Below are 22,499 nucleotides of genomic sequence, written 5' to 3'. Positions count from 1 at the left end.
CCAGAGATCTGAATCAAACATCGGTTTCTCCACAGCCAACGTTGTGAACTCACAAAAAGACTCCGCTTCTCACATTCGTTGCGTAAACGGCGTCAAAATACAAAAATGCCCGCTATTGTCGCGGGCATAATAACGGTACTTCATCCTAACGGATTGTGTTTTAGGAATGAGTGACCTAGACGGAACTTTCGTACCTCTGAGCTAACAAAATTGGTAATCAGCTCGTCCATCTACGCCACTCTAGGCATCTTACTTACTCGCCTGTGCACGAACTTCAGTAAGGCGTTTAGAAATACGATTCACATCTTCACGGCTGAAGATTTCATCTAGGTTCATCGACAATTTACGACGCCAGTTTGGATACTCATCCACCGTACCAGGAATATTGACCGGTTGATCCATTTCTAGCCAGTCTTCAAGCTGAACGCTAAGCAGTGCAGAGTCACCCGCGGCTACGTGCAGTTGCAGCGCTTCGCTTAGGTATGAATCCATTGGCACGTACTGAGCATCATGACCAATGCCTTCTGGCAAATAGCCATGCCAGCGAACGCTGTCTAGAATGCCTTGTTTGCACTTCAAGCGGTCAGCGAATAGGCCTTCCAATTGCTGTTCATCAGGGTACAGACCAATCTCACGCCCCATCTTCAAGTCATCACAGTGCCAGAAACCGCGTAGTGTTGGCATATCGTGCGTACACAGCGCAGCCATAGATTGCTCAGCGTAGTGCTTCGGAGAAATAAAGCCACCATCGTCTTTTGATGTTTCGAAGAAGAATACTTTGTACGAGTGAACACCGGCGTCACGAAGGATATCAACGATTTCATCAGGTACAGTACCCAAGTCTTCACCGATTACAGAACACTGATGGCGGTGAGATTCCAACGCTAGGATTGCTAGCATGTCTTCAACTGGGTAGTACAGGTATGCGCCTTCTGTCGCTTTCTCGCCTTTTGGAATCCACCAAAGGCGAAGCAGGCCAAGTACGTGGTCGATACGCAATGCACCACAATGCTTCATGTTAGCACGTAGCAATTTGATGTAAGCGTCGTAGCCAGTCGCTTCTAAAACCTGAGGGTTAAGCGGAGGCAGACCCCAGTTTTGGCCTAGTGGACCAAGTACATCTGGTGGCGCACCGATGCTTGCATCCAATACTAGCGCGCCTTCGTCAGCCCATGTTTCGCTGCCTGAATCTGCAACACCAACCGCAAGGTCACGGTACAAACCCACAGCCATGCCTTTTTCTTCGGCTAGCGCTTGCGCTTCTTTGATTTGATCGTCTGCGATCCATTGCAGGTACATGTACAAGTGAACACGATCTTGGTTGTCCTTAATGTACTTCTGAGTACCAGCTGCGTCGAATGTGCGGTATTTCTCAGGGAATACTGGCCAGCCCCACATGTTTGCATCTTCTGCATGTAAATCAGCATGAAGTGCATCGAATGCAGCTTGGTGTAGCAAGCTGTCGCCGCCTTTTTCAACAAAGTCCAAGAAGGCACGAGCGCGATCGGTGTTCTTGTCTAAATGGCGAGCTTTAAACTCACTGAATAGCAGCGGAAGAACGCTCATTTTTAGTTGCGAAACTTCGGTGTAATTCACCCAATGAGAGTCTCGCGCTTTTTGTAGACGTTGTTGGAACTCTGCACTACCCACTCGCTGTTGTGCTTCTGCACTTAGCGCGAATTCAGGTACAGAGCTTACGTCGATGTACATGATGTTCAACCAACGACGAGAAGACGGGCTGTATGGGCTTGCCCCTTCTGGATTCGCAGGGAACAGCGAGTGAATAGGGTTCAAGCCAATGAAGTCACCGCCACGAGAGGCAATATCACTCACCAGTTGTTTTAGGTCGCCAAAATCACCGATGCCCCAGTTATGCTGAGTACGCAGTGTGTAAAGCTGGATACTAGGACCCCATAGCTTTTTGTGTTGGTTTAGATCGTCTTGTTTGAAACACGCTTTCGGCGTAATGATCAATGACATCTCGTAAGGTGTTTTACGACGCTTACGACTGATGATCAGTTTGTGATAACCCCAAGCCAAGTTCTTTGGCAATGCAAACACTAGAGGGCCACCCTCAGCACGCTCATCACGAACAATTTGGGACTGAAGATAGCCTTCAAGTACCTCTCCTTGTTCTGTTTCTAAACGCCAGCTGAATTCACTCTCACGAGCACTCGTACCTAGGTTTAGTTCCACTTCGACTGGTTCGCCGTCGCGTAAAACAAGAACAGGGGCTAGTACGTCTTTTTTATGTTTCTTTTCAGCAGAAGCCAGTAGTTTTTCATCACTGCTAGTATCGTAGCCAAGCGAAGCGAGCAAGCGGCGTAGCGTCTCCTCAGACACTTTAGCCTCATCTCCCCAAGCACTGACATAGCTATCAGCCAATCTCGCCATTTCCGCGACTTTCTTTAATGCTGTTTGTTCTTTCATCGCTTTCTCCGAAGGTAATACCAACACCTTCCATGTAGGGTTTTATTGTTATCAATAACTTCTTTTGGAAAATGACCAAAGGTAGCGCTTGGCTACCTTGGTCTTAACTAGGTTCTATTAGCGTTTCACCGCTTCAAGTTTCCAGATATTGTTCACGTAGTCGCGGATTGAGCGGTCTGACGTGAACTTGCCAACAAGGGCGGTATTAAGAATGGCCTTCTTCGCCCAGCCAGCTTGATCTTTATATTGTTCGCTCATGTCTTCGTGCGCTTTCACGTAAGATGCAAAGTCCGCAAGACATAAGTACGGGTCACCGCCGTCTAGTAGGCTGTCATACGTTGCACGCAGTAAGCCTGGTTGACCTGGTGTGAACTCTTCACCCAATAGCAAGTCCATTGACGCTTTGAGTAAGTGATCCGCATTGTAGTAATCAAATGGGTTGTAACCTTGAGCTTTCAGCGCTTTCACACCTTCAACATCTAGACCGAAGATATAGATGTTCTCATCGCCTACTTCCTCACGAATCTCAACGTTTGCACCATCCATTGTACCGATAGTTAGCGCACCGTTTAGCGCCATCTTCATGTTACCTGTACCTGATGCTTCTTTACCCGCTAGCGAGATTTGTTGAGAAACGTCAGCCGCAGGGATAATGATTTCAGCCATGCTCACGCGGTAGTCAGGGATGAATACCACTTTCAGCTTGTTACCGATGCGAGGATCGTTGTTCACCTTGTCTGCAATCTTGTTGATTGCGAAGATGATTTCTTTCGCTAGGTGGTAACCCGGTGCTGCTTTTGCTGCGAAGAACACAACGCGTGGCGTACACTCAAAACCTGGTTCATTAAGAATACGGTGGTACAGAGACAGTACGTGTAGCAAGTCTAGATGCTGACGTTTGTACTCGTGCAGACGCTTGATTTGAACATCGAAGATTGCATTAGTATCGAGCTCGATACCCATGTTCTCTTTCACCCAAGTTGCTAGGCGTTCTTTGTTCTCTTTCTTCACTGCCATGAATTCTTTTTGGAATGTCGCGTCAGTAGCGTACTTCGCAATACCTTCAAGTTGCTCTAGTTTCGCTGGCCATTCTGGGCCGACTTTCTCAGTGATAAGCTGAGACAGACCTGGGTTACAGAACTTCAACCAGCGACGTGGCGTAATACCGTTCGTTACGTTGTGTAGACGTGTCGGGTACATTTCGTGGAACTCTGGGAATAGGTCTTTCTTAACCAATTCAGAGTGAAGTGCTGCTACACCGTTTACTGCGTAAGAGCCGATTACACATAGGTTTGCCATGCGAACCATGCGGTGGAAACCTTCTTCGATGATAGAAAGCTTCTGTTGCTTCGCGACATCACCCGGCCACATTGCACGTACGTCTTGTAGAAAGCGGTGGTTGATCTCGTAAATGATCTCCATATGACGTGGTAGCAGGTGCTGGATTAGCGACTCTGGCCATGTCTCTAGTGCTTCTGGAAGTAGCGTGTGGTTGGTGTACGCAAATGTCTTAGAGCTGATTTCCCAAGCCGCTTCCCAAGCTAAACCTTTTTCATCCATCAGGATGCGCATTAGTTCAGGAATCGCAATCGTTGGGTGCGTATCGTTAAGCTGGATAGTCTCTTGCTTAGGTAGATCCGCTAGCGAGTAGCCCGCAGCTTCGTGGCGACGTAGGATGTCACGTACAGACGCAGCTGAGTGGAAGTACTGCTGCATTAGACGCAGTGTTTTACCTTTCTCGTGGTTGTCGTTCGGGTAAAGCACTTTAGTGATGTTACCTGCGTCGATCAGTGCGTGCTGAGCTTCGAAGTAATCACCATTGTTAAAGCTTGCTAGTGAGAATGGTGCAATCGCCTGACATTCCCAAAGACGTAGCGGGTAAACCGTGTCTGATTCGTAACCCACAATTGGAAGATCCCAAGGCATTGCTCTTACTGTCATGCCTGGTACCCATTTGCGAACTTCTTTACCGTTCTCGTTAATCACTTCAACGTGACCGTAGAAACCGATCTCTTGCGCAAGTTCTGGACGCGCAATTTCCCAAGGGTAGCCTTCTACACCGCGCCAAGCGTCAGGTGCTTCTTGCTGGCGACCATCTTTGAATGACTGTTTAAATAGACCGTATTCGTAATGTAAACCATAGCCGACAGTTGGGAATTCTTGTGCCGCACATGAATCCATGAAACACGCAGCCAGACGACCAAGGCCACCATTACCCAATGATGGGTCGCGCTCTTCTTCTAGCAGATCAGTTAGGTTGTAACCCAGTTCAGCCATTGCTTCTGTTACTTGTTCATACAGACCCATGCTGATTAGGTTGTTACCAGTCAAACGACCGATAAGGAATTCTAGCGAAAGGTAGTTAACGCTCTTCGCACTTTTAATGCGTGGATCTTCTTCTGTCGCAAGCAAATCTAGAGTAGTAAATTCAGCCAGAGCATGCCCCATTGCTAGGTACCATGCGCGGCTGTCTGCGTTTTCAATCGTATGAGCGTAAGTTACAGATAGGTGTTTCTTTACGCTTTCTTGGAACGACTTCTTGTCAAATTGTTTTTGTTGAGTAGGTTTCATTACGAAATTCTCACGTCTTTTGGTAATTCATCTGCCATACATCGTGCATTTACCTCTGTGAATAAACATCCTCCTAATTCTCATCCTTTGAAGGAGGAGGGCTGAGGGCGTAGAGGGGGTACCATTGCTAGGTTAGTGATCCAAATCTCAACAAAGTGAACTTTGCACCAGTTCTTAGTGATTTTGATCACAATGGAATGTGAGAAAGGTTAAAACCCGTTCATGACGCTTTTTATAGTCCACTCATCTGATGATGTGAAAATTGTAATATCGGTCACATTAACTCGGTCAGCGTAGAAGAACTTTTCGTAATCTATGTGCAACGCGATCTTAACGCTAACGAAACAAATGATATTTAAGTGACGACAATCACAAATAAAGGGCGTAGTTGATGGTAAATCCATCAACCCTTGAGAATTAGGAAGTGGATCAAAGTAACGAACATTTCTGATGTCGTAACATCCCACTCAGCTCACAGGATTGTACGCTTTTTATACAAACTAGAATTAGGCGATGTGAGTTATTTCTAGTTTTCGCTAGCTTTTATATCTAAGTGACCGTATGGAATGGTTTTTCAGACGGACGCAAGCCCCAACAGTAGCGACATTATCCGGCATTCAAACAGTGTTTTTGATGCTGATGACATCATTCAGTAAGACGGCTTTCAAGGGGGCTTTACTAGAATGATCACGTTGCAGTCATTTGGGTATACATAAATAAGGACATAACTACTAATGTGGATTCCATCTAAGCTTACTCGACCAGGACGCCTGCACAATGCCATCGTGCGCCCACGAGTGTTGGACTTACTACAGCAAGCGCCTTACTACAAATTGGTTTTATTCCGATCCCCAGCAGGTTACGGAAAAACGACAATGGCAGCGCAGTGGCTATCCGATAAGCCAAACGTCGGTTGGTACAGCATTGATGACAGCGATAACGACGGCTTTCGCTTTGTAAACTATCTGCTTCAAGCATTAAACAAAGCCACCAACGTCAGTTGCGCTAACGCACAAAAACTGGCGGAAAAACGTCAGATCTCGTCTTTACGCTCCCTATTTAGCGAAGTATTCGCTGAAATGGCTGACTTTCATCAAGAGTGCTACGTGGTACTTGATGACTACCATTTAATCACGAATGATGAAATCCATGAATCCATGCGTTTCTTCTTAAAGCACATGCCAGACAACCTCACCGTTGTGGTAACCAGTCGTGCAGCGCCGCCTCTGGGCACTGCAAACTTACGTGTTCGTGATTTAATGATCGAAATCGGCAACGAGATGTTGGCGTTTGATACCGAAGAAACCACTCGCTTCTTTAACCAGCGTATCGCCGATGGTATTGATGAAGACATGGCGAACAGCCTAAGAACCTATGTTGAAGGTTGGCCATCGGCGATGCAGTTGATCGCATTACAAGCCCAACATCAAAACCGCACATTGGCACAAACTGTAGAGTCGGTATCGCAGTTCAATCACGCGCACTTGTGGGATTACTTGGTCGAAGAAGTGTTTGACTTACTCGATCACGAAACTCGTCACTTTTTAATGCAAGTATCCGTGCTTGACCACTTCAATGATGAGTTAGTGTTTGCCCTTACCCAACGCGAAGATGCACTGGGAATGATTGAATCGCTTAACCGTTACGGCTTATTCATTTACCCGCTCGAAGGGGAACAGAACTGGTTCCGGTTCCATAACTTATTTGGCGAGTTTTTATCTCATGAGCGCCAAGCTCGCATTCCTCAGCAAGAAAAAGATCTCCACCGCAATGCTGCTATCGCTTGGTTACAACAAAAAGCACCACACCAAGCGATTCATCATGCACAAAAATCGAATGATAAGGACTTAGTGGTAGAGATCCTAAACGAATTCGGCTGGAAGATGTTTAACCAAGGCGAACTCAGCACACTGGAAAGCTCAATTAACAAGTTGGACGATGATCTGTTGTTCAGCCACCCAAAACTTACGATGCTCCGAGCATGGTTGGCTCAAAGTCAGCATCGTTATAACCAAGTGGGCCACCTGCTTGAAGAAGCGGAAGAGGAACACAAAAAGCGTAACATTGCGTTAGATATTCATTATCAAGGTCAAGCAAACGCGTTGCTTGCTCAAGTGGCTATCAACAGTAACCAACCAGAAAAAGCTCTCGAATTAGCGGAGTTAGCGCTTAGCCAACTTGATAACACAATTTACCGTAGCCGAATTGTGGCGACTTCGGTTGTTGGTGAAGTTAACCACGTGCTAGGTAAACTAGACCGTGCTTTGCCGATGATGCAACAAACTGAAAAGCTAGCTCGTCAGTATCAGGTATATCACCAAGCGTTATGGGCAATATTGCAGCAAAGCGAGATTTTAATTGCACAAGGTTACGTGCAAGCTGCCTTTGAACTACAAGATTCCGCATTCCGTCTGATTGAAGATCAGCAGCTTCAGCATGTTCCTCTTCATGAATTTTTGCTGCGTATTCGCGCGCAAGTACTTTGGTGCTGGAACCGACTTGATGAAGCGGAAGAATGCGCGTACAAAGGTCTGCAAATTCTCGAAAACCATTCACCAAGCAAGCATTTACATAGCTATTCGATGTTGGCGCGTATTGCGATTGGACGCGGTGAATTAGACAAAGCAGGTAAATTCATTGAGCATATACAGCACTTGATGAAACAGTCGACTTATCACGTAGATTGGACTGCAAACGCTTCACTATCGTTGATTCTATTTTGGCAAGCGCGCGGGAATACCGATGCAATGCAAGAATGGCTCAACACTGCGGTTCGTCCTGAATCGGCATGCAACCACTTTTCTCAATTGCAATGGCGTAACATTGCTCGCGCCCACATTAACTTAGGCCAATATACCGACGCTCGTACTGCGTTAGATTTTCTCCAAGGTGAAGCTCGTCGCACTAACCTAATCACAGATACTAATCGCAACTTAGTGGTTGAAGCGGTCCTTTCTGCTCGCCAAAAAGATGAGGAGCAAGCCAAGGCTCTGTTAAAAGAAGCATTAGTAATGACGAACCAAACTGGCATGGTCGGAAACTTCCTGATTGATGGTGCAACCATTGGCGGTCTGCTGGAGAAGTTGAGCCTCCGCCATGAACTGGGCGATCTTGAGCGTCACCGTGCTCAACAGTTAATGAAGGACATTTCATCGAATCAACGTAGCCGGTCGATTCACTTTGATGAAGACTTTATTGAAAAGTTGGTGAATCACCCTAATGTGCCAGAGCTAGTACGTACTAGCCCATTAACACAACGCGAATGGCAGGTTCTGGGGCTGATTTATTCAGGCTTTAGTAACGAGCAAATCGCACAAGAGCTGGATGTGGCAGGTACGACAATTAAAACCCACATTCGCAACCTGTACCAAAAGCTTAATATTGCTAATCGTAAAGAAGCCATTGTGACAGCTGAAAATTTGCTACAGTTAATGGGATACTGAACTGCTAGATAAACGGGTTAAAACGTAAAGTAAAACACAAGGGTTGACGTAACACGTCAGCCCTTTTTTATGACTGACAGAAAGAGAAGTGCAATTTGCAAAGCACGTAAGTAACGTTGTTCATATAAAAAAATAGCCAACCGCAATAATCGCGATTGGCTTATATTTAGTGTGAACAAATTGTATTCACTAACAACGTCAGTTGGCTAGGTGACCCTCGGCTTAAGAAGGGTCGAGCAGTATTATGCATTAATCATGCCAAAATGCAAAGACTTATTTTTGGGCACAAGATCTCATATAAGCTGGATTTATTCATGCGCAAATTATCAAAATGCAATTTTATAATGCAAATTGCAATTGCATAATGCAACCAAGATTGATAATTGATAGTAGAGTTAATCATCTCAAAAATGTAAACCAAGCATTAAAAGCTCGTTACGGCGGCATTGTCTCTTGGCGGGTAATAAAGATAGGCAATAGATTGGATATAAAACCAAGTAGTTACAGCACTATTTCATACTTTTTTCATCGCAATGTTTGTATACTCTCTGCCATCGAAACGACTTAGCATTAGAGCAATGAACTACTTAATTACTTTCTTCAAGGGAATCGCCATGGGTGCAGCAGATGTTGTACCTGGTGTATCTGGCGGCACCATCGCGTTTATCACTGGTATTTACGATACGCTGCTTGAAAGCATTCGACGCATTAACCCCTCACTTTTCTCTATCTGGCGAAAAGAAGGGTTTAAAGCCGCGTTTAATCACATCAACGGATTCTTCCTAATCGCTCTGTTTGCCGGCATTTTCACCAGTATTGCAACGCTAGCAAAGTTGATTACTTGGCTTCTTGACACACACCCGATCCCACTTTGGTCATTTTTCTTTGGTCTAATTTTGGTCTCTGTGTATCACATTATTCGTCAGGTTGAGCAACGCGATCTTGTCCGCTTTGTCATTCTGCTCGTTGGTGTCGGGTTTGCTTATAGTATTACTGTGCTCAAACCTTTACACATGGAACCAACGGCCATTAACACCTTATTCGCTGGAGCTATCGCGATTTGTGCGATGATCTTGCCGGGTATCTCTGGCAGTTTTATTTTGCTGCTGATTGGCATGTATGCTCCTGTATTAGCCGCAGTGAAAGGTTTTCAAGTCGATACATTAGCGCTATTTTTGTCTGGCTGCGTGATCGGTTTACTGTCCTTCTCTCACTTATTGTCGTGGTTACTACGCAAGTTCCGTGATTTCACCCTGATGTTTTTGACTGGATTAATGATTGGTACGTTGCCAAAGATTTGGCCATGGAAAGAAACCATCACTTGGCGCACCAATTCGAAGGGCGAACAAGTGCCATTGCTACAGCACAACCTATCACCATTTGAATTTGAACACGTGACATCACAACCTTCTCAGTTAGTACTTGCTGTCGTAATGATGCTTGCAGCCATTGCTCTGGTTTTGGGTCTAGAGAAATTCGCAGATTCAGATAAATAACTTTGGTATCAAACACATACTGAACCAAATAAAAACGGAGCCAATTGGCTCCGTTTTTATCTATTGGCTAAGGGCAAAAACATCTCAATTGAAAACTCTGCTGTATTTGATGCAATAAAGTCCGTCGCATTACTAAGAAGCTGGTCACCGAGGTATAACGCACAATTTACCGAGGTCACGAGTTGGCGAGCGGCGCATCTGTGCTACGATGCTCGTAATGTTAAGTGATAAATGCTGAACCTTAATGAAACTGTTACAAATCGCCGCTGTTTCAGCCGCATTAGTTGCGGGATTTTATGCCCCGACTCTAATAAAAAGCTTTTCTTCTTCCACTCAAAGCAAGTCAATAGATGAATACTGCTTTCTCTCTACAACCTCTTGCGTCCAAGAAAATGTTACGATGACGCTAAACTCAGAAACTGCTCAACCCTTGGTTCCTACCACTCTAAATGTTGAGTGGCATACAAGCGATGCTAAGCAACTCATCCTAAGTCTTTCAGGAAGAGAAATGGAGATGGGTGAGCCTAAGTTTTTGCTGAAGCAAATCGCTCCTGGCCAATATCAAGGTGACATCATTCTCCCGGTTTGCACGGAGGATGCAATGACTTGGGTTGGTGAACTCAGTGATGGAGAGAATACCGTTTACCCTGCTATAAAAATGCAAAGATAAGGAATCGTTATGAGCCGCAATTGGTCCCTATTTCTCGTAGCTGCTTTCGCACTCGGGTTTGGCGTAAAGAGCTATTTAGATAATCAGAACACGAAGCCAGAGCTAGTGGACAGTTCCACCTCTCAACAAACGGTATTGTTTGGGGAAAATAGCCAAGCCGTCAATATCTTCGATGTGAATGACCCTCGCATCCGAGTCGTCTATTTTGGCTTTACTCGCTGCCCAGACGTTTGCCCAACTTCTCTTGCAATGTTGGCAGGAGCACTGAATCAAATTGATGACGCGCAAAAAGCACAACTACGCCCGATGTTCATTTCTTTAGACCCAGAGCGTGATGAGGCCGATGCATCAGCAAAATATGCCCATTACTTCCATCCAATGATTGAAGGCCTATCGGCACCACTTGATGTAACGACACCTTTGGCACACAACTATGGTGTCATTTTCCGCAAGACAGAATTGGAAGGCTCGGAACTAAAGTACACGCTGGATCATAGCTCTTACTTTTACTTCTTGAAGCCGGATGGCACGTTAATCACTAAAGTACCGCATACGCTCTCGCCGGCACCGATTGTTGAAGCCATTTCAAAACTAACGACCGAAGGCTCTTCAAATGACGGTTAAGTCAGTGCTGAAGCAATTTTTCAATTTCCTAACTCATACCAACCCCAATGTCGAACAAGACGTCGATACGATCATTGACGCCATTGGGGGCATAGAGAACCTGCTAGAAACTGGTGCATGTGCGACTCGGCTGCGTCTTACCCTCAGAGCGACGTCCGTCATCGATAAGAACGCACTCAAAAATCATGGCGCGCATGGCGTCGTGATATTGGATGATCGTCATGTCCAAATCATATACGGCTTAAAAGCCAACACGTATTCGCAGATTATGGAAGAGCGCATCACAAAACAAAGTTAATATTTTTGCAGTATAGCTACCCTCTTTAAAAAAGGGCAGCTATACTCTTTTGGCTTAATTAACTCACTTATTTATTAACCAACGAAGAGGACACAAGATGATTGTATTGAATAACACTAACTGGGCATCGCAAGGGTAATCCTAACAGCACCAACTCTGTGGCATAACCACAACTCCCCTTCTCTGCCCGGTCTTCACCGGGGTCAACTCTATCCGAATTAGACCCTAATGCGATTTGTATTAAGGCGCTTTGTTGCGTCTGGGATAATTCAATAATGAATCAAACACATACTTTTTGTGACACATTAGTTTCAACTTCAAACCCTCTAAAACAATTGGGTTGGAAACCATTTTTTCAGCAACAACTGACATTAGACGATTACGACAACACTATCTTTGCTCGTGTAATTGCGCATCACCGAAGTGGTTATTTATTGGCAACAGAAACTGGGCAAGTTCATCTTAATGCCCACCATTCTTTACCCAACATGACCGTCGGAGACTGGGTAATCTTAAATGAAGATCAGCAATTTGTTCGCTTACTGGATCGCTTGAGCCTCTTTAGCCGCAAAGCCGCTGGCAGCAAAGTGGCAGAGCAACTCATCGCAGCCAATGTGGATACAGTGTTTATCGTCTGTTCCCTTAACGACGACTTCAATTTAAGTCGTATTGAACGCTATCTTGCCTTGGCTCATGAAGCCGAAGTCGAACCCGTCATCGTGCTTTCCAAAGCCGATTTGTGTGACAATACTGATGAACTAAAAAGCCAAGTACAGAAGCTCGACCCTCTATTAGCTATAGAGACAGTCAACGGCTTAGAAATAGAGAGTGCTTCTAAACTCATGACCTGGTGCAAAGAAGGACAAACCCTCGCTTTTATCGGTTCTTCAGGCGTTGGCAAATCAACTCTTGTTAATGCATTACTCGGGCAACAAGAACAGGCAACTGGGCATATTCGTGAAGACGATAGCAAAGGTCGACATACAACTACATCGCGCTCTATCCATCTATTACCTGATGGCGGCATCTTGATTGATACTCCGGGAATGCGCGAGCTTCAACTAGCAGATTGTGAATCGGGGGTCAGCGAGGCGTTTTCTGACATTGAGGCTCTCGCTCAGCGTTGTCGCTTTGGTGATTGCCAACATCAAACTGAGCCGGGTTGCGCAATTCAAACTGCGATTGAAAATGGCAAACTGGAAGTTCGTCGTTTCAATAACTATCAAAAACTAACGCGAGAACAAGCCTTTAACGGTGCGACTTTGGCAGAGCAACGAGCTCAAAGTCGACAGTTCGGGAAACTCACTCGAAATGCCATGAGTGATAAGCGCAGGCGCCAACAAAGTTATTAATTTGTTGCGTTTGAGTTGTCAATAAAATCAAAGGAGACGAAAGTCTCCTTTTTAACAACTTTATTAAAAACCATTACTCATAACTAATGATAATTTTCAACATAAAAATCTTATTTAAATAACATTGAGCAAACATTTAATCCAAAAACAAACTAAAACTAGACACAAAATATTACCAAGCTAAGATATGTGATATTCAGCAAGAAAATGGCTGAATTTATAAAAACAGGATAATTGATAATCATGTGTCTTAGTGACCAGAAGCAATGCCCACCCCTTGCAATACAAGGGCATTATCGCCGTGTAATGATGGACTATTGCCCTGCCACTCTGGCATAAAATTGCAGGAATGATGTATGCAACACAACAGCCTCGTTGCCCGATATGCTCGTGGTAACCTCGTCGTCCAGATCCTTGTCGGTATCGTCTTTGGTATTTTGCTCGCGACAATTTCTCCAAGCCATGCCGAAAGCGCGGGATTAATTGGTAGCCTTTTTGTCGGTGCGCTTAAAGCGATCGCGCCAATTCTTGTGTTTATTTTGGTTGCCGCTTCAATTGCAAACCAAAAGAAAAACCAACACACTTACATGCGCCCAATCGTTGTACTGTACCTGATGGGTACATTCTTCGCGGCGCTATCAGCAGTGGTTCTAAGCTTCCTTTTCCCGACCAATTTAACGCTTGTCACCGGCGCTGAAGGTGCAACGCCTCCTCAAGGTATTGCTGAAATTCTACGCACATTGTTGTTTAAACTGGTCGACAACCCAGTAAATGCACTAGTAGAAGCAAACTACATCGGCATTCTTGCTTGGGGTGTGGGTCTGGGTCTTGCACTACACCACGCATCGGCAACAACGAAGGCCGTATTTGAAGATCTAAGCCACAGCGTGTCTCACATTGTGCGCTTTATCATTCGTCTTGCACCATTTGGTATCTTTGGCTTGGTTGCTTCAACGTTTGCGACAACGGGCTTTAGCGCACTAGCAAGCTACGCACACCTTCTGGCGGTTCTTCTTGGCGCAATGATGATCATCGCACTCGTTGTAAACCCGGCGATCGTGTTCGTTAAAACCAAACAAAACCCTTACCCACTTGTATTCCGTTGTCTACGTGAAAGTGGTGTAACTGCGTTCTTCACTCGTTCAAGTGCGGCGAATATTCCAGTAAACATGGCACTATGTGAGAAGCTAAAACTGGACGAGGATACATACTCAGTATCTATCCCTCTAGGTGCGACCATCAACATGGCTGGTGCTGCAATCACTATCACAACGCTAACGCTTGCAGCTGTGCACACTATGGGTATCGAAGTTGATCTACTGACTGCGCTACTGCTCAGTATTGTAGCTGCGGTTTCTGCATGCGGCGCATCAGGTGTTGCAGGTGGCTCTCTACTACTTATCCCACTTGCGTGTGGCCTGTTTGGTATCTCAAACGACGTAGCAATGCAGGTTGTAGCGGTTGGCTTCATTATCGGTGTGATTCAAGACTCTGCAGAAACTGCGCTAAACAGCTCAACAGACGTTGTCTTTACGGCAGCAGTTTGTAAATCAGAGCAGCAAAAAGCTCAGTAAGACTGACAGAACAAATAGAAAGGGGAGCCGATGATGGCTCCCCTTTTTTGTTTAATTGCGCTCGATTACGCGGTGACCAAAGCCACCTCTTCAATTGAGAAATGCTTACTTGGCTCAACAAACTCTTGCTGCGCAGCAATAGTTTGCAGCTCCCATTCGCCTGCATGGTACGTTGCACTTAACACCCCGTAGCATGCGTCATGACAATGTTGGAAAGCTTGCTTGGGAGACCAGCCTTTTAAGAGTCCCGCGGTAAAGATAGCTGAAATAAGATCGCCCACGCCAACAGGTTGTTTAGCAAACTCAAATTGAGGACGCTTCGCAAGGTAAATGCCTTCTTGCGTAGCCAATAGCATGTTGAAGCTGCCATTTTCTAGGCAGTAAAGGTGCTTAACTAGCACCACTTTTGGACCTTTTTCTAGCGCACGTTGGCATGCGGTGATCGCATCGTCTAGTGAGTGGATTTCCATCTCAGCAAATTGACTTAGCTCGAATTGGTTCGGAACGATCACGTCCGCCATTGGCATCAAACGCGTTAGAAGATTTTCAGCAATGCCCGGAGCCACAATGCAGCCTTTGTCTGGCGCGCCCATCACAGGGTCGCAAACATAAAGTGCGTTCGGGTTCGCTTGCTTCACTTTCGTCACGGTATCTTCAACAGCAAGGCACTGCTCTGCGCTACCTTGGTAGCCGGTCAACACCGCTTGGCATTTTTCCAATGCACCGATGTTACCAAGGCCACGAACTAACTCGCTGATGTCTTCAGCCGCAAACGCTCGCCCAGTCCAGCCTTCTTGATACTGCGTGTGGTTAGAAAATTGAACGGTATGAATCGGCCATACTTCGAAACCCATGCGTTGCATTGGGAAAACGGCACTGCTGTTACCAGCATGACCAAAAGAAACATGAGATTGTATAGAGAGGATACCTTGCATAGTACCTTACCTCTTATTGTAGTTATCGATAGTTCAAAGACAGCGGCAAGCGCCAGTTTTGCGAAACCAGTAGTGTATCCGACAAACCAAGATTCTCTAACTCAATTCTCCTCAATATCTTCAGAGTAAGTTGGAGCGTTGGTTTTCAACACCATCTTCTTAATTTCCATTTTGTCTTTATTCAGTGCGATTTCTAGGGTATCTCCTTCCCTTATCCCGAGCTGAGCCAGGATTACGCTTGGAATGACTACGGCGGTGTCGTCACCGATTTTAACAGGTTGACTTATCATCTTTCGTCCTCCAAATGTCGAAAATGAGTTTTCACGTCATTGGATGTCTAGCCTCAAATACATCGAGCTGACTTGGATTTGGCGTAAATGCCTAAAAACAAAGAGCCTTCCACACCGCGTTTGGGAAGGCTCTTTCTGTATTATTTTTTAATTTGCTAAAGGCTCATGCTTCGCAGCAATCAGACCGTAAGCACTCCAGCCTAGGAAGGTTACGATAGAGCCCCACATCATCGCTTCGTAGCCGGAGCCGTAAAGCGCATAGAAGCTGTACAGAGAGCCAATCAGAGCGATAACGTTGGTGGTTTTCATCTCGCGCTCTGGCACGTGCGCCACTTGCTGCATAATAAAGATTGCGCCCATACATAAGATGTAAGGAATAACGTTTGTTACTACCGCTAGGTTAACCAGTGCTTCGAACTGCTCGTTCAGCGTTGGAGAAATCGTCATTAGAGACAATACTGATTGGATGATAGTAATCGCGATCATACCTTTGATCGGTGTGCCGCGTTTGTCCACTTGAGAGAACAATTTAGGGAAGAAGCCCGCATCAGCAGACGATTTGAACACTGACGCGATAGTGAATTGCCAACCCAATAGAGAGCCCGCACAAGCCAATACCGCCATACCCGCAACCACTTTACCAGCGGCAGAACCTAGCATCACTGTCCATACGGTTGAGAATGGCGCTGTAGAAGCGGCAAGCTCAGAGTTTGCAACGATACCAGAACAGATGTTTGTCGATACAATGTAAACCACAGCCGCGATTAGCGTACCACCTAGCACTGCGATTGGTACGTTCTTCTCTGGGTTTTCTACCGCTTCAGAGTTCGCACAAGCTGATTCAAGACCAAGGAATGCCCATAGAGTCATCGCAATAGAAGCACTCACCGCTTCACCAAATGGCAAGCTGTGTGGGTTCCAAGCTTCAATGTACATGGTTGGGTTAAACCAGAACCAACCAACAATACCCAATGAACACACTGGTAGGATTACGCCCCACACGGTGAATGTACCAATTTGACCTGTGATTTTCGCACCACCGAAGTTAGCGAAAGTACAAATCCAAAGAATGGCGATGGTGTATAAACAGGTTTCGACCGGAGATAGGGTCACTTCAAAGAATGCGGAGCCGTAACCCACACAAGTAATCGCGATCGCAATATTCGCAATAAGGAGCGACAAACCGTAAGTCCAGCCCGCCATAAATGCACCCGATTTACCGAATGCATAAGACGCGTAACCGTTCATACCACCGTCACGTTTACTAAAGCGACCACATTTTGCGAACACGTAAGCCAACGCCAAAGAGCCCGCCGCCGTGATCAGCCAAGACAACACAGAAATGGTGCCCACTTGCGCCAGTTTACTTGGCAGCATGATGATACCGGAGCCAGCCATGTTGATGAATGTCAGAATGGTTAACTGCACCACCGACATTTTTTTAGTTTCAGTACTCATAAATTATTCTCCACGAATAAGCGGTTCGCACCGACGCCGGAGCGTGGTGCGAACGGGTAGATTAATCTTTTAGGACATAACAATGTGCGGTAGTGCGACCGTTAACATCTTCAAGGTACACACCTTGAATTTCTGGCGCGAAGCCTGGGAAGCGGTTAATGCCTTCTTCTAGAGATAGGAAGTAATCCACCACCTGTTGAGTCCAGACTTCACCAGTGATCACACAGATAATACCTGGAGGGTAAGGAAGTGCACCTTCAGCGGCTACGCAGCCCACGGCCTCTTTAAGTGGTAGGTAATTGCATTCACCACGGAAGTATTTGCGTGTTGCTACGTCAGGTTTGTGAACCATTTGTGGGAAGTACTCGCTGCGGAACATCGCTTTTTGTAACTGTTTCACGTTCAGCTCTTTGTACATGTCATGCATTTCCTGACATAGCTGACGGATGGTGTAGCCACGGTAGCGTTCTTTATTCGCTTCGTAGACGCTTGGAAGTACGATACTTAAAGGGGCATCATCACGGATGAATTTTTCGAATCGGTTAATTTGAGCCACAAGGTGACGGATCTTACCCATATCTTCCGCAGGAGTGAGTAGGAACAAGATAGAGTTCAAGTCGCACTTTTCAGGGATGATGCCATTTTCACGAAGGAAGTTCGCTAAAAGCGTTGCAGGAATACCGAAATCTGCGTAGCTGCCATCTTCAGCAATACCTGCTGTGGTTAGTAGCAATTTACATGGGTCAACGAAGTATTGACCTTCACCGTACCCCTCGAATTTGTGCCAGCTTGCGTTTGGCTCAAACATGAAGAATTTCTTGTTCGTTGCGATCACGTCAGTGTCGTAGCTGCCCCAAGGTTGGCCTTCGACTTCATCTGGAATGAACGGACGAATCAATTCACAACTCTTAAGGATTTCTTTACGCGCTTCGATACCTGTCTTAACCGCATCGCGCCATAAACGCAGACCTGCTTCGCCGTCGTGGATCTTCGCGTTCACATCAAGCGCAGAGAACAGTGCGTAGAATGGTGAAGTCGATGCGTGCATCATAAACGCGTTGTTAAAGCGTTTGTGGTTACAGTAACGAGCTTGACCTTTGATATGGCGGTCTTTTTTGTGGATTTGCGATGTTTGAGAGAAGCCAGCTTGTTGTTTGTGAACAGACTGAGTCACGATCACACCTGCGTCTTCTGGTTTCAAATCCAGCAGCAGTGGTGAACAGTCTTTCATCATCGGGATGAACTGCTCATAACCAACCCATGCAGAGTCAAACAGGATGTAGTCACAAAGGTGACCTATCTTATCCATTACGTAGCGAGCGTTGTAGATAGTACCGTCATAAGTACCAAGTTGGATAATAGCAAGACGGAAAGGACGTTCATCGCGTGCACGTTCTGGGTCCACTTTCGCGATTTGAGCACGAATGTATTCTTCATCGAAACAGTGTTCATCCATGCCACCGATAAAGCCCCAAGGGTTACGCGCCGTTTCTAAGTAAACTGGCATACCACCCGCTTGGATTAACGCACCGTGGTGGTTCGATTTGTGGTTGTTACGGTCGAACAGTACCAAATCACCTTCAGTTACCAGCGCGTTACACACTACTTTGTTTGAAGCAGAAGTGCCGTTAAGTACGAAGTAAGTTTTGTCCGCGTTAAATACTTTTGCAGCGTGCGCTTGCGCTTGGTGTGCAGAACCTTCGTGGATCAGCAAGTCACCTAAATCCACGTCCGCATTACACAAGTCACTACGGAACAGGTTTTCGCCGAAGAAATCGTAGAATTGTTTACCCGCTGGGTGTTTTTTGAAGAACTGACCACCTTGGTGTCCCGGACAGTCAAACGCTGAGTTACCCATCTCAACATAGTGCGTTAATTGCTTGAAGAAAGGAGGAAGCAGACGACATTCGTACTTGGTTACCGCTTCGTTGATTTGACGACAGTAGTACTCAATAGATTGTCTTTCTAAATCGATAACGCCAGTTAGCCAAACGTAATCTTCTGCCGAAACTGGGTTTTCATCCGTTACTAAGAAAACTGGAATACCGTAACCCGTTTCAGAAATCATTTTATGCAGACCTGCTTTAATGTCTGCTGAAGTAATAATAGCCGCACCAACGTCGGTTAATTCAACTTGCTCTAAAGGTTGTAAATGACGATTAAATTGTTCATCTAAAGATTCAGCTAATAAACTGAAGTCTTCTGGCATGTAATTACTAACACCTATAATTAAACGTTTCATTTGGAATATCTCTTTTTTGTTCTTTAAAATTGACAGGTACAGATATTACAAACGAAAACGATATTTAAAATTCAAAAAACAAATTTCGTGATTAAATTTTCATATTTAAAAGTCTTATTTTCTCGAATTAAAATTTCGCGATCTTCATCACTTTCCAATTGATAGCCCAATGATATTGAAACCAGGCTTAAAAGGAAAAATAATTAAAAATTGTGTGACCACAGCCATTGTTGTTAGAAATAAAATATCAAGAAAATAATTTTTTGAGATTTCCATCACTATATAATTATTAGGACTATATTATTAGGAATGATAAATATTTTAATTTTAACTAAATTTAAACACATAATAAAAAAGCCATCAACACATGTATTGATGGCTTTTTACTTTAGGTGCAAAGGAAACACAATTCAATTAAATAAATGACTATCTAGTTTGACTCCATCATTCGACCATTGCTGATAACGTTTTACAGACATGCCTGACGAGTACATAGTGTGTTTACAATCCATGCACTCGACAAAATACAAGCCACTCATGCCAGCCATAACGTGCAGTCTACGGCTATCGCAACGCTTACAGGACAAGCGTTTTACTTTGGTATTGACGTCAATACGACGAGCAAAGTTTAACGTTTCATGAGAGCATAAAGCATCAACAGCACTATCTTTAAATGGATGTTCACTCAACAAGTAATTAATGGCGTAATCATACACCGGGGGGATTGAAGATTTTCCACTTTCAATATTACTTATTTTAGCGACGGAAACACCTAATAAAGAAGCGAACTCAGCCTTACTGTACTCTAAGATAAACCTTGAAGAGATAAATTTATCTGCACTAATGATTCTCAACATACACAAATCTCTAATATAAATAAAAACAGAGATAAAAAATTATCTCTATTTATTATGAAACATGTAATGAAAAAGTTACTTCCTAGTGTAATTCTGCATATTAACTATGCTATTTTATTTTTACGTTATCTTGCGCCTAATTAATCATAAAATCAATAATCAACACCTAAATATAAAAGAACAATTTAAGATTTATAATACATTTTTTAATTTACATTATTAGATAAAGTAATGAGTACTATTCATCTATAAATCGGGGCATCAAGCAATTGCTCTTCAATCATTATTACTATCAATTGAAAAGGCTTGATCTAAGCCCAATAGCGGAAGTAAATAAAGAGGGAAAAACCTCTTTTTTAAGGTACACAGATCCCATCTTAGTTAAGTACTAAAAATATGTTGAAAAATCGCATAAATAGTATGCACATCAGTAAAATGACTGCTTAAGTAAGTTTACATTCTGTTGTCGTGACTGATAGAGATACTGGCAAAAGAGCAAAAGAAAAGCCTCAATCTTGAGGCTTCTGGATAAGATAGGTTATGGTTGAAGGAAGTTTTGAGTGAAATCGAGCGCCTCTTTAGAAAGTTTTTTTTCGTTGGGCGATGTGCTTGCCTGACCTTCTGCTGTTACCGTTGTCATGTTAGGCTGAAAATCTAGTGTTGATGCCTCCTCCCAAGCCTCGGAGGCTTCTTTACTCTCGTCATTCAACACCGCATTGAGCTCCTCTTCCGCAGGAAAATACGCTTCGCGTTTGTACACTTTGTTAAGGGCTCGAATAATAGAGTGCTTTCTCACCATTCCTGAGGCCAGCTTTCTTTGCAACGGCTTCGCTATGGACTGCAATCCAACGACAACATCAACACCAATATTGGTTGCCACTTCATCACGCAACGTACGTGCAGGTTGGTAGCCCATATTGGCAGCAAGAAACAGCCAAACATAAGCAATTGCATTACCCGTTTTACCTTTATCCTTCCACGCTTCGCCAGCATGATACATCGCTTTAGCACTGCCACCTTCCGCGGCCCGTTCCAGCCAGTAGCAACCTTTAACCATGCTTTTTTCTGTACCAATGCCATTTAGGTAACATAAGCCGACTTGGATCTTGCCTTCTGCACTGTCTTTTTCCGCCGCTTTCATAAACCAGTAAAGCGCATCTGCACTGCGTCCTGCACTATTGTCTGGTGAAAGCTGCCATTCCCCCATATAAATCATGGCATCAATGCAGCCTTCTTCGGCGGCAGTTTCAATCAGTTGGTTACCTTTTGGGATATTTTTTTCAGTTCCTCGACCAAAGACCAAGGCCTTGCCCGTCGAAAATTTCGCTTCGGTATCCCCTTCCATTCCCGCAATTGCGGTACGCCAGAAGTTTGCCTGCTCTTTTAAAATCACATCTTCGCGCATGCGTTCACTTAAGCGAACAATGCCGTACATCCCCGTCACATTGTCCAGTTTAGCGGCTTTATCATACCAATACAGCGCTTGACGAATGTTGTCCTTTTCGGCTTCTTTCGCTAGAAATAAAATGGTGGGGATATGCCCAGTTTCGGCTTTGAACTCTCGCTCTTTACGCTCTTGCTCTCGCGCTTTATGCATCGCCTTTCGATAAGCGGCTTCGCGAGCTTTCCTCTCTGCCTCGAGTCTCTGTTTCCGCATCGACAACGAGATCATCCACACAAATATCAGGACGAGTGAAAGGCCAGTTGCCGCAATGGCAATGCCCATACTACTCATAAATAGCCTCTTTTGGTTTCAGGGCCCAATTCAACTCCCTTTCAGGGAAATCTTATGATTACGCGCCGACGTAACGCCGACTACCTTCATTATATAACGACCACTTAGCGAAAATCTGAAGCTTGCGAAGACTTAATGGCGGTATTTTATTCAACATCACTGCAACTTATTTTTAAAAGAAAAATATAGCCCTCATTTTTATAGAACTTAATCACGGTTTTGGGGCTGAGACATTCTCATCCCCTATCATCCCCCCTTACTCATCCCATAAAAATTTACATTTTAATGATGTGCAGAATCTCTCACTATGCGCCTGTTTTATTATTTAATTTGTGAACAAAATCGACTGTGACAGAAAATTTGCACCTGTAAAAAACTTAACAGCCTGCTCTCACATTTTGCTGATGATTCAGTGTATTAGCATCTAATTGAACATTTCCTTTTTTGGCATCTGCCTTTCTAGCGTGTGCAAAACCTTCTTGATGATTGAGTCAGCGAAGGCAGCGCGCAGCTCAATATCAATT

General features: G+C 44.7%; 15 protein-coding genes. 7 read left to right on the top strand and 8 right to left on the bottom strand.

Going from position 1 to position 22,499, the window contains the following annotated elements; all coding sequences use genetic code 11:
* Positions 1-249: 249 nt before the first annotated feature.
* Both malQ and R7Z47_RS01160 read right to left on the bottom strand, forming a co-directional pair.
* A complete protein-coding gene (gene malQ / locus R7Z47_RS01165) occupies positions 250-2,430 on the bottom strand; it encodes a 4-alpha-glucanotransferase (RefSeq protein ID WP_005374838.1) in 2,181 nt (726 codons plus the stop codon).
* 117 nt (positions 2,431-2,547) lie between these two features.
* Positions 2,548-5,001, bottom strand: coding sequence for a glycogen/starch/alpha-glucan phosphorylase (locus R7Z47_RS01160; protein WP_005374836.1), 2,454 nt, complete (start codon positions 4,999-5,001; stop codon positions 2,548-2,550).
* Positions 5,002-5,735: 734 nt separating this feature from the next.
* On the opposite strand from R7Z47_RS01160, the gene malT reads away from it, so the two are divergent.
* The 7 genes from malT to sstT all read left to right on the top strand — a co-directional run bounded on the left by malT (position 5,736) and on the right by sstT (position 14,458).
* Positions 5,736-8,444 carry an HTH-type transcriptional regulator MalT gene (gene malT / locus R7Z47_RS01155; RefSeq protein WP_170889944.1) on the top strand — a complete coding sequence of 903 codons (2,709 nt, stop codon included), beginning with the start codon at positions 5,736-5,738 and terminating at the stop codon, positions 8,442-8,444.
* Positions 8,445-9,022: 578 nt separating this feature from the next.
* On the top strand, positions 9,023-9,940 hold the full coding sequence (locus R7Z47_RS01150; RefSeq protein ID WP_017820124.1) for a DUF368 domain-containing protein: 918 nt from the start codon (positions 9,023-9,025) through the stop codon (positions 9,938-9,940).
* A 244-nt stretch (positions 9,941-10,184) separates the two neighbouring features.
* Positions 10,185-10,610 (top strand): hypothetical protein, encoded by a 426-nt coding sequence (locus R7Z47_RS01145; protein WP_025768641.1) that lies wholly within the window; start codon positions 10,185-10,187, stop codon positions 10,608-10,610.
* Positions 10,611-10,619: 9 nt separating this feature from the next.
* Positions 10,620-11,234, top strand: a complete 615-nt coding sequence (locus R7Z47_RS01140; protein WP_025768642.1) for an SCO family protein — start codon at positions 10,620-10,622, stop codon at positions 11,232-11,234.
* Positions 11,224-11,532, top strand: a complete 309-nt coding sequence (locus tag R7Z47_RS01135) for a PTS transporter subunit EIIB (protein WP_005384641.1) — start codon at positions 11,224-11,226, stop codon at positions 11,530-11,532. Before R7Z47_RS01140 ends, R7Z47_RS01135 begins: the two co-directional genes overlap by 11 nt.
* A 275-nt stretch (positions 11,533-11,807) precedes the next feature.
* Positions 11,808-12,884: a ribosome small subunit-dependent GTPase A gene (rsgA, locus tag R7Z47_RS01130; RefSeq protein ID WP_025768643.1), complete on the top strand. Its 1,077-nt coding sequence runs from the start codon at positions 11,808-11,810 to the stop codon at positions 12,882-12,884.
* Between the two features lie 356 nt (positions 12,885-13,240).
* Positions 13,241-14,458, top strand: coding sequence for a serine/threonine transporter SstT (sstT, locus tag R7Z47_RS01125; protein WP_005374821.1), 1,218 nt, complete (start codon positions 13,241-13,243; stop codon positions 14,456-14,458).
* A gap of 65 nt (positions 14,459-14,523) precedes the next feature.
* Here the strand turns inward: sstT and pdxY are convergent, their stop codons facing one another.
* The 6 genes from pdxY to R7Z47_RS01095 form a co-directional block, all read right to left on the bottom strand.
* A complete protein-coding gene (gene pdxY, locus R7Z47_RS01120) occupies positions 14,524-15,393 on the bottom strand; it encodes a pyridoxal kinase PdxY (RefSeq protein ID WP_213886428.1) in 870 nt (289 codons plus the stop codon).
* 101 nt (positions 15,394-15,494) lie between these two features.
* Positions 15,495-15,683, bottom strand: coding sequence for an AbrB/MazE/SpoVT family DNA-binding domain-containing protein (locus R7Z47_RS01115; RefSeq protein WP_005374817.1), 189 nt, complete (start codon positions 15,681-15,683; stop codon positions 15,495-15,497).
* Positions 15,684-15,830: 147 nt separating this feature from the next.
* The gene (gene potE / locus R7Z47_RS01110) at positions 15,831-17,141 is read right to left on the bottom strand and encodes a putrescine-ornithine antiporter (RefSeq protein WP_206949167.1); all 1,311 of its coding nucleotides are present in this window, start codon (positions 17,139-17,141) and stop codon (positions 15,831-15,833) included.
* A gap of 61 nt (positions 17,142-17,202) precedes the next feature.
* Entirely contained in the window at positions 17,203-19,383 is a 2,181-nt protein-coding gene (gene speF / locus R7Z47_RS01105) for an ornithine decarboxylase SpeF (RefSeq protein WP_005374800.1), read from the bottom strand.
* A 410-nt stretch (positions 19,384-19,793) separates the two neighbouring features.
* Entirely contained in the window at positions 19,794-20,240 is a 447-nt protein-coding gene (locus tag R7Z47_RS01100) for a helix-turn-helix transcriptional regulator (protein WP_005374797.1), read from the bottom strand.
* 538 nt (positions 20,241-20,778) lie between these two features.
* A complete protein-coding gene (locus R7Z47_RS01095; protein ID WP_258618759.1) occupies positions 20,779-21,975 on the bottom strand; it encodes a tetratricopeptide repeat protein in 1,197 nt (398 codons plus the stop codon).
* Between the last annotated feature and the right edge of the window lie 524 nt (positions 21,976-22,499).

It is taken from the genome of Vibrio sp. 1641 (assembly GCF_033339995.1).
GTDB classification, from domain to species: domain Bacteria; phylum Pseudomonadota; class Gammaproteobacteria; order Enterobacterales; family Vibrionaceae; genus Vibrio; species Vibrio alginolyticus.
This window is presented reverse-complemented; position numbering and strand designations above follow the sequence as displayed.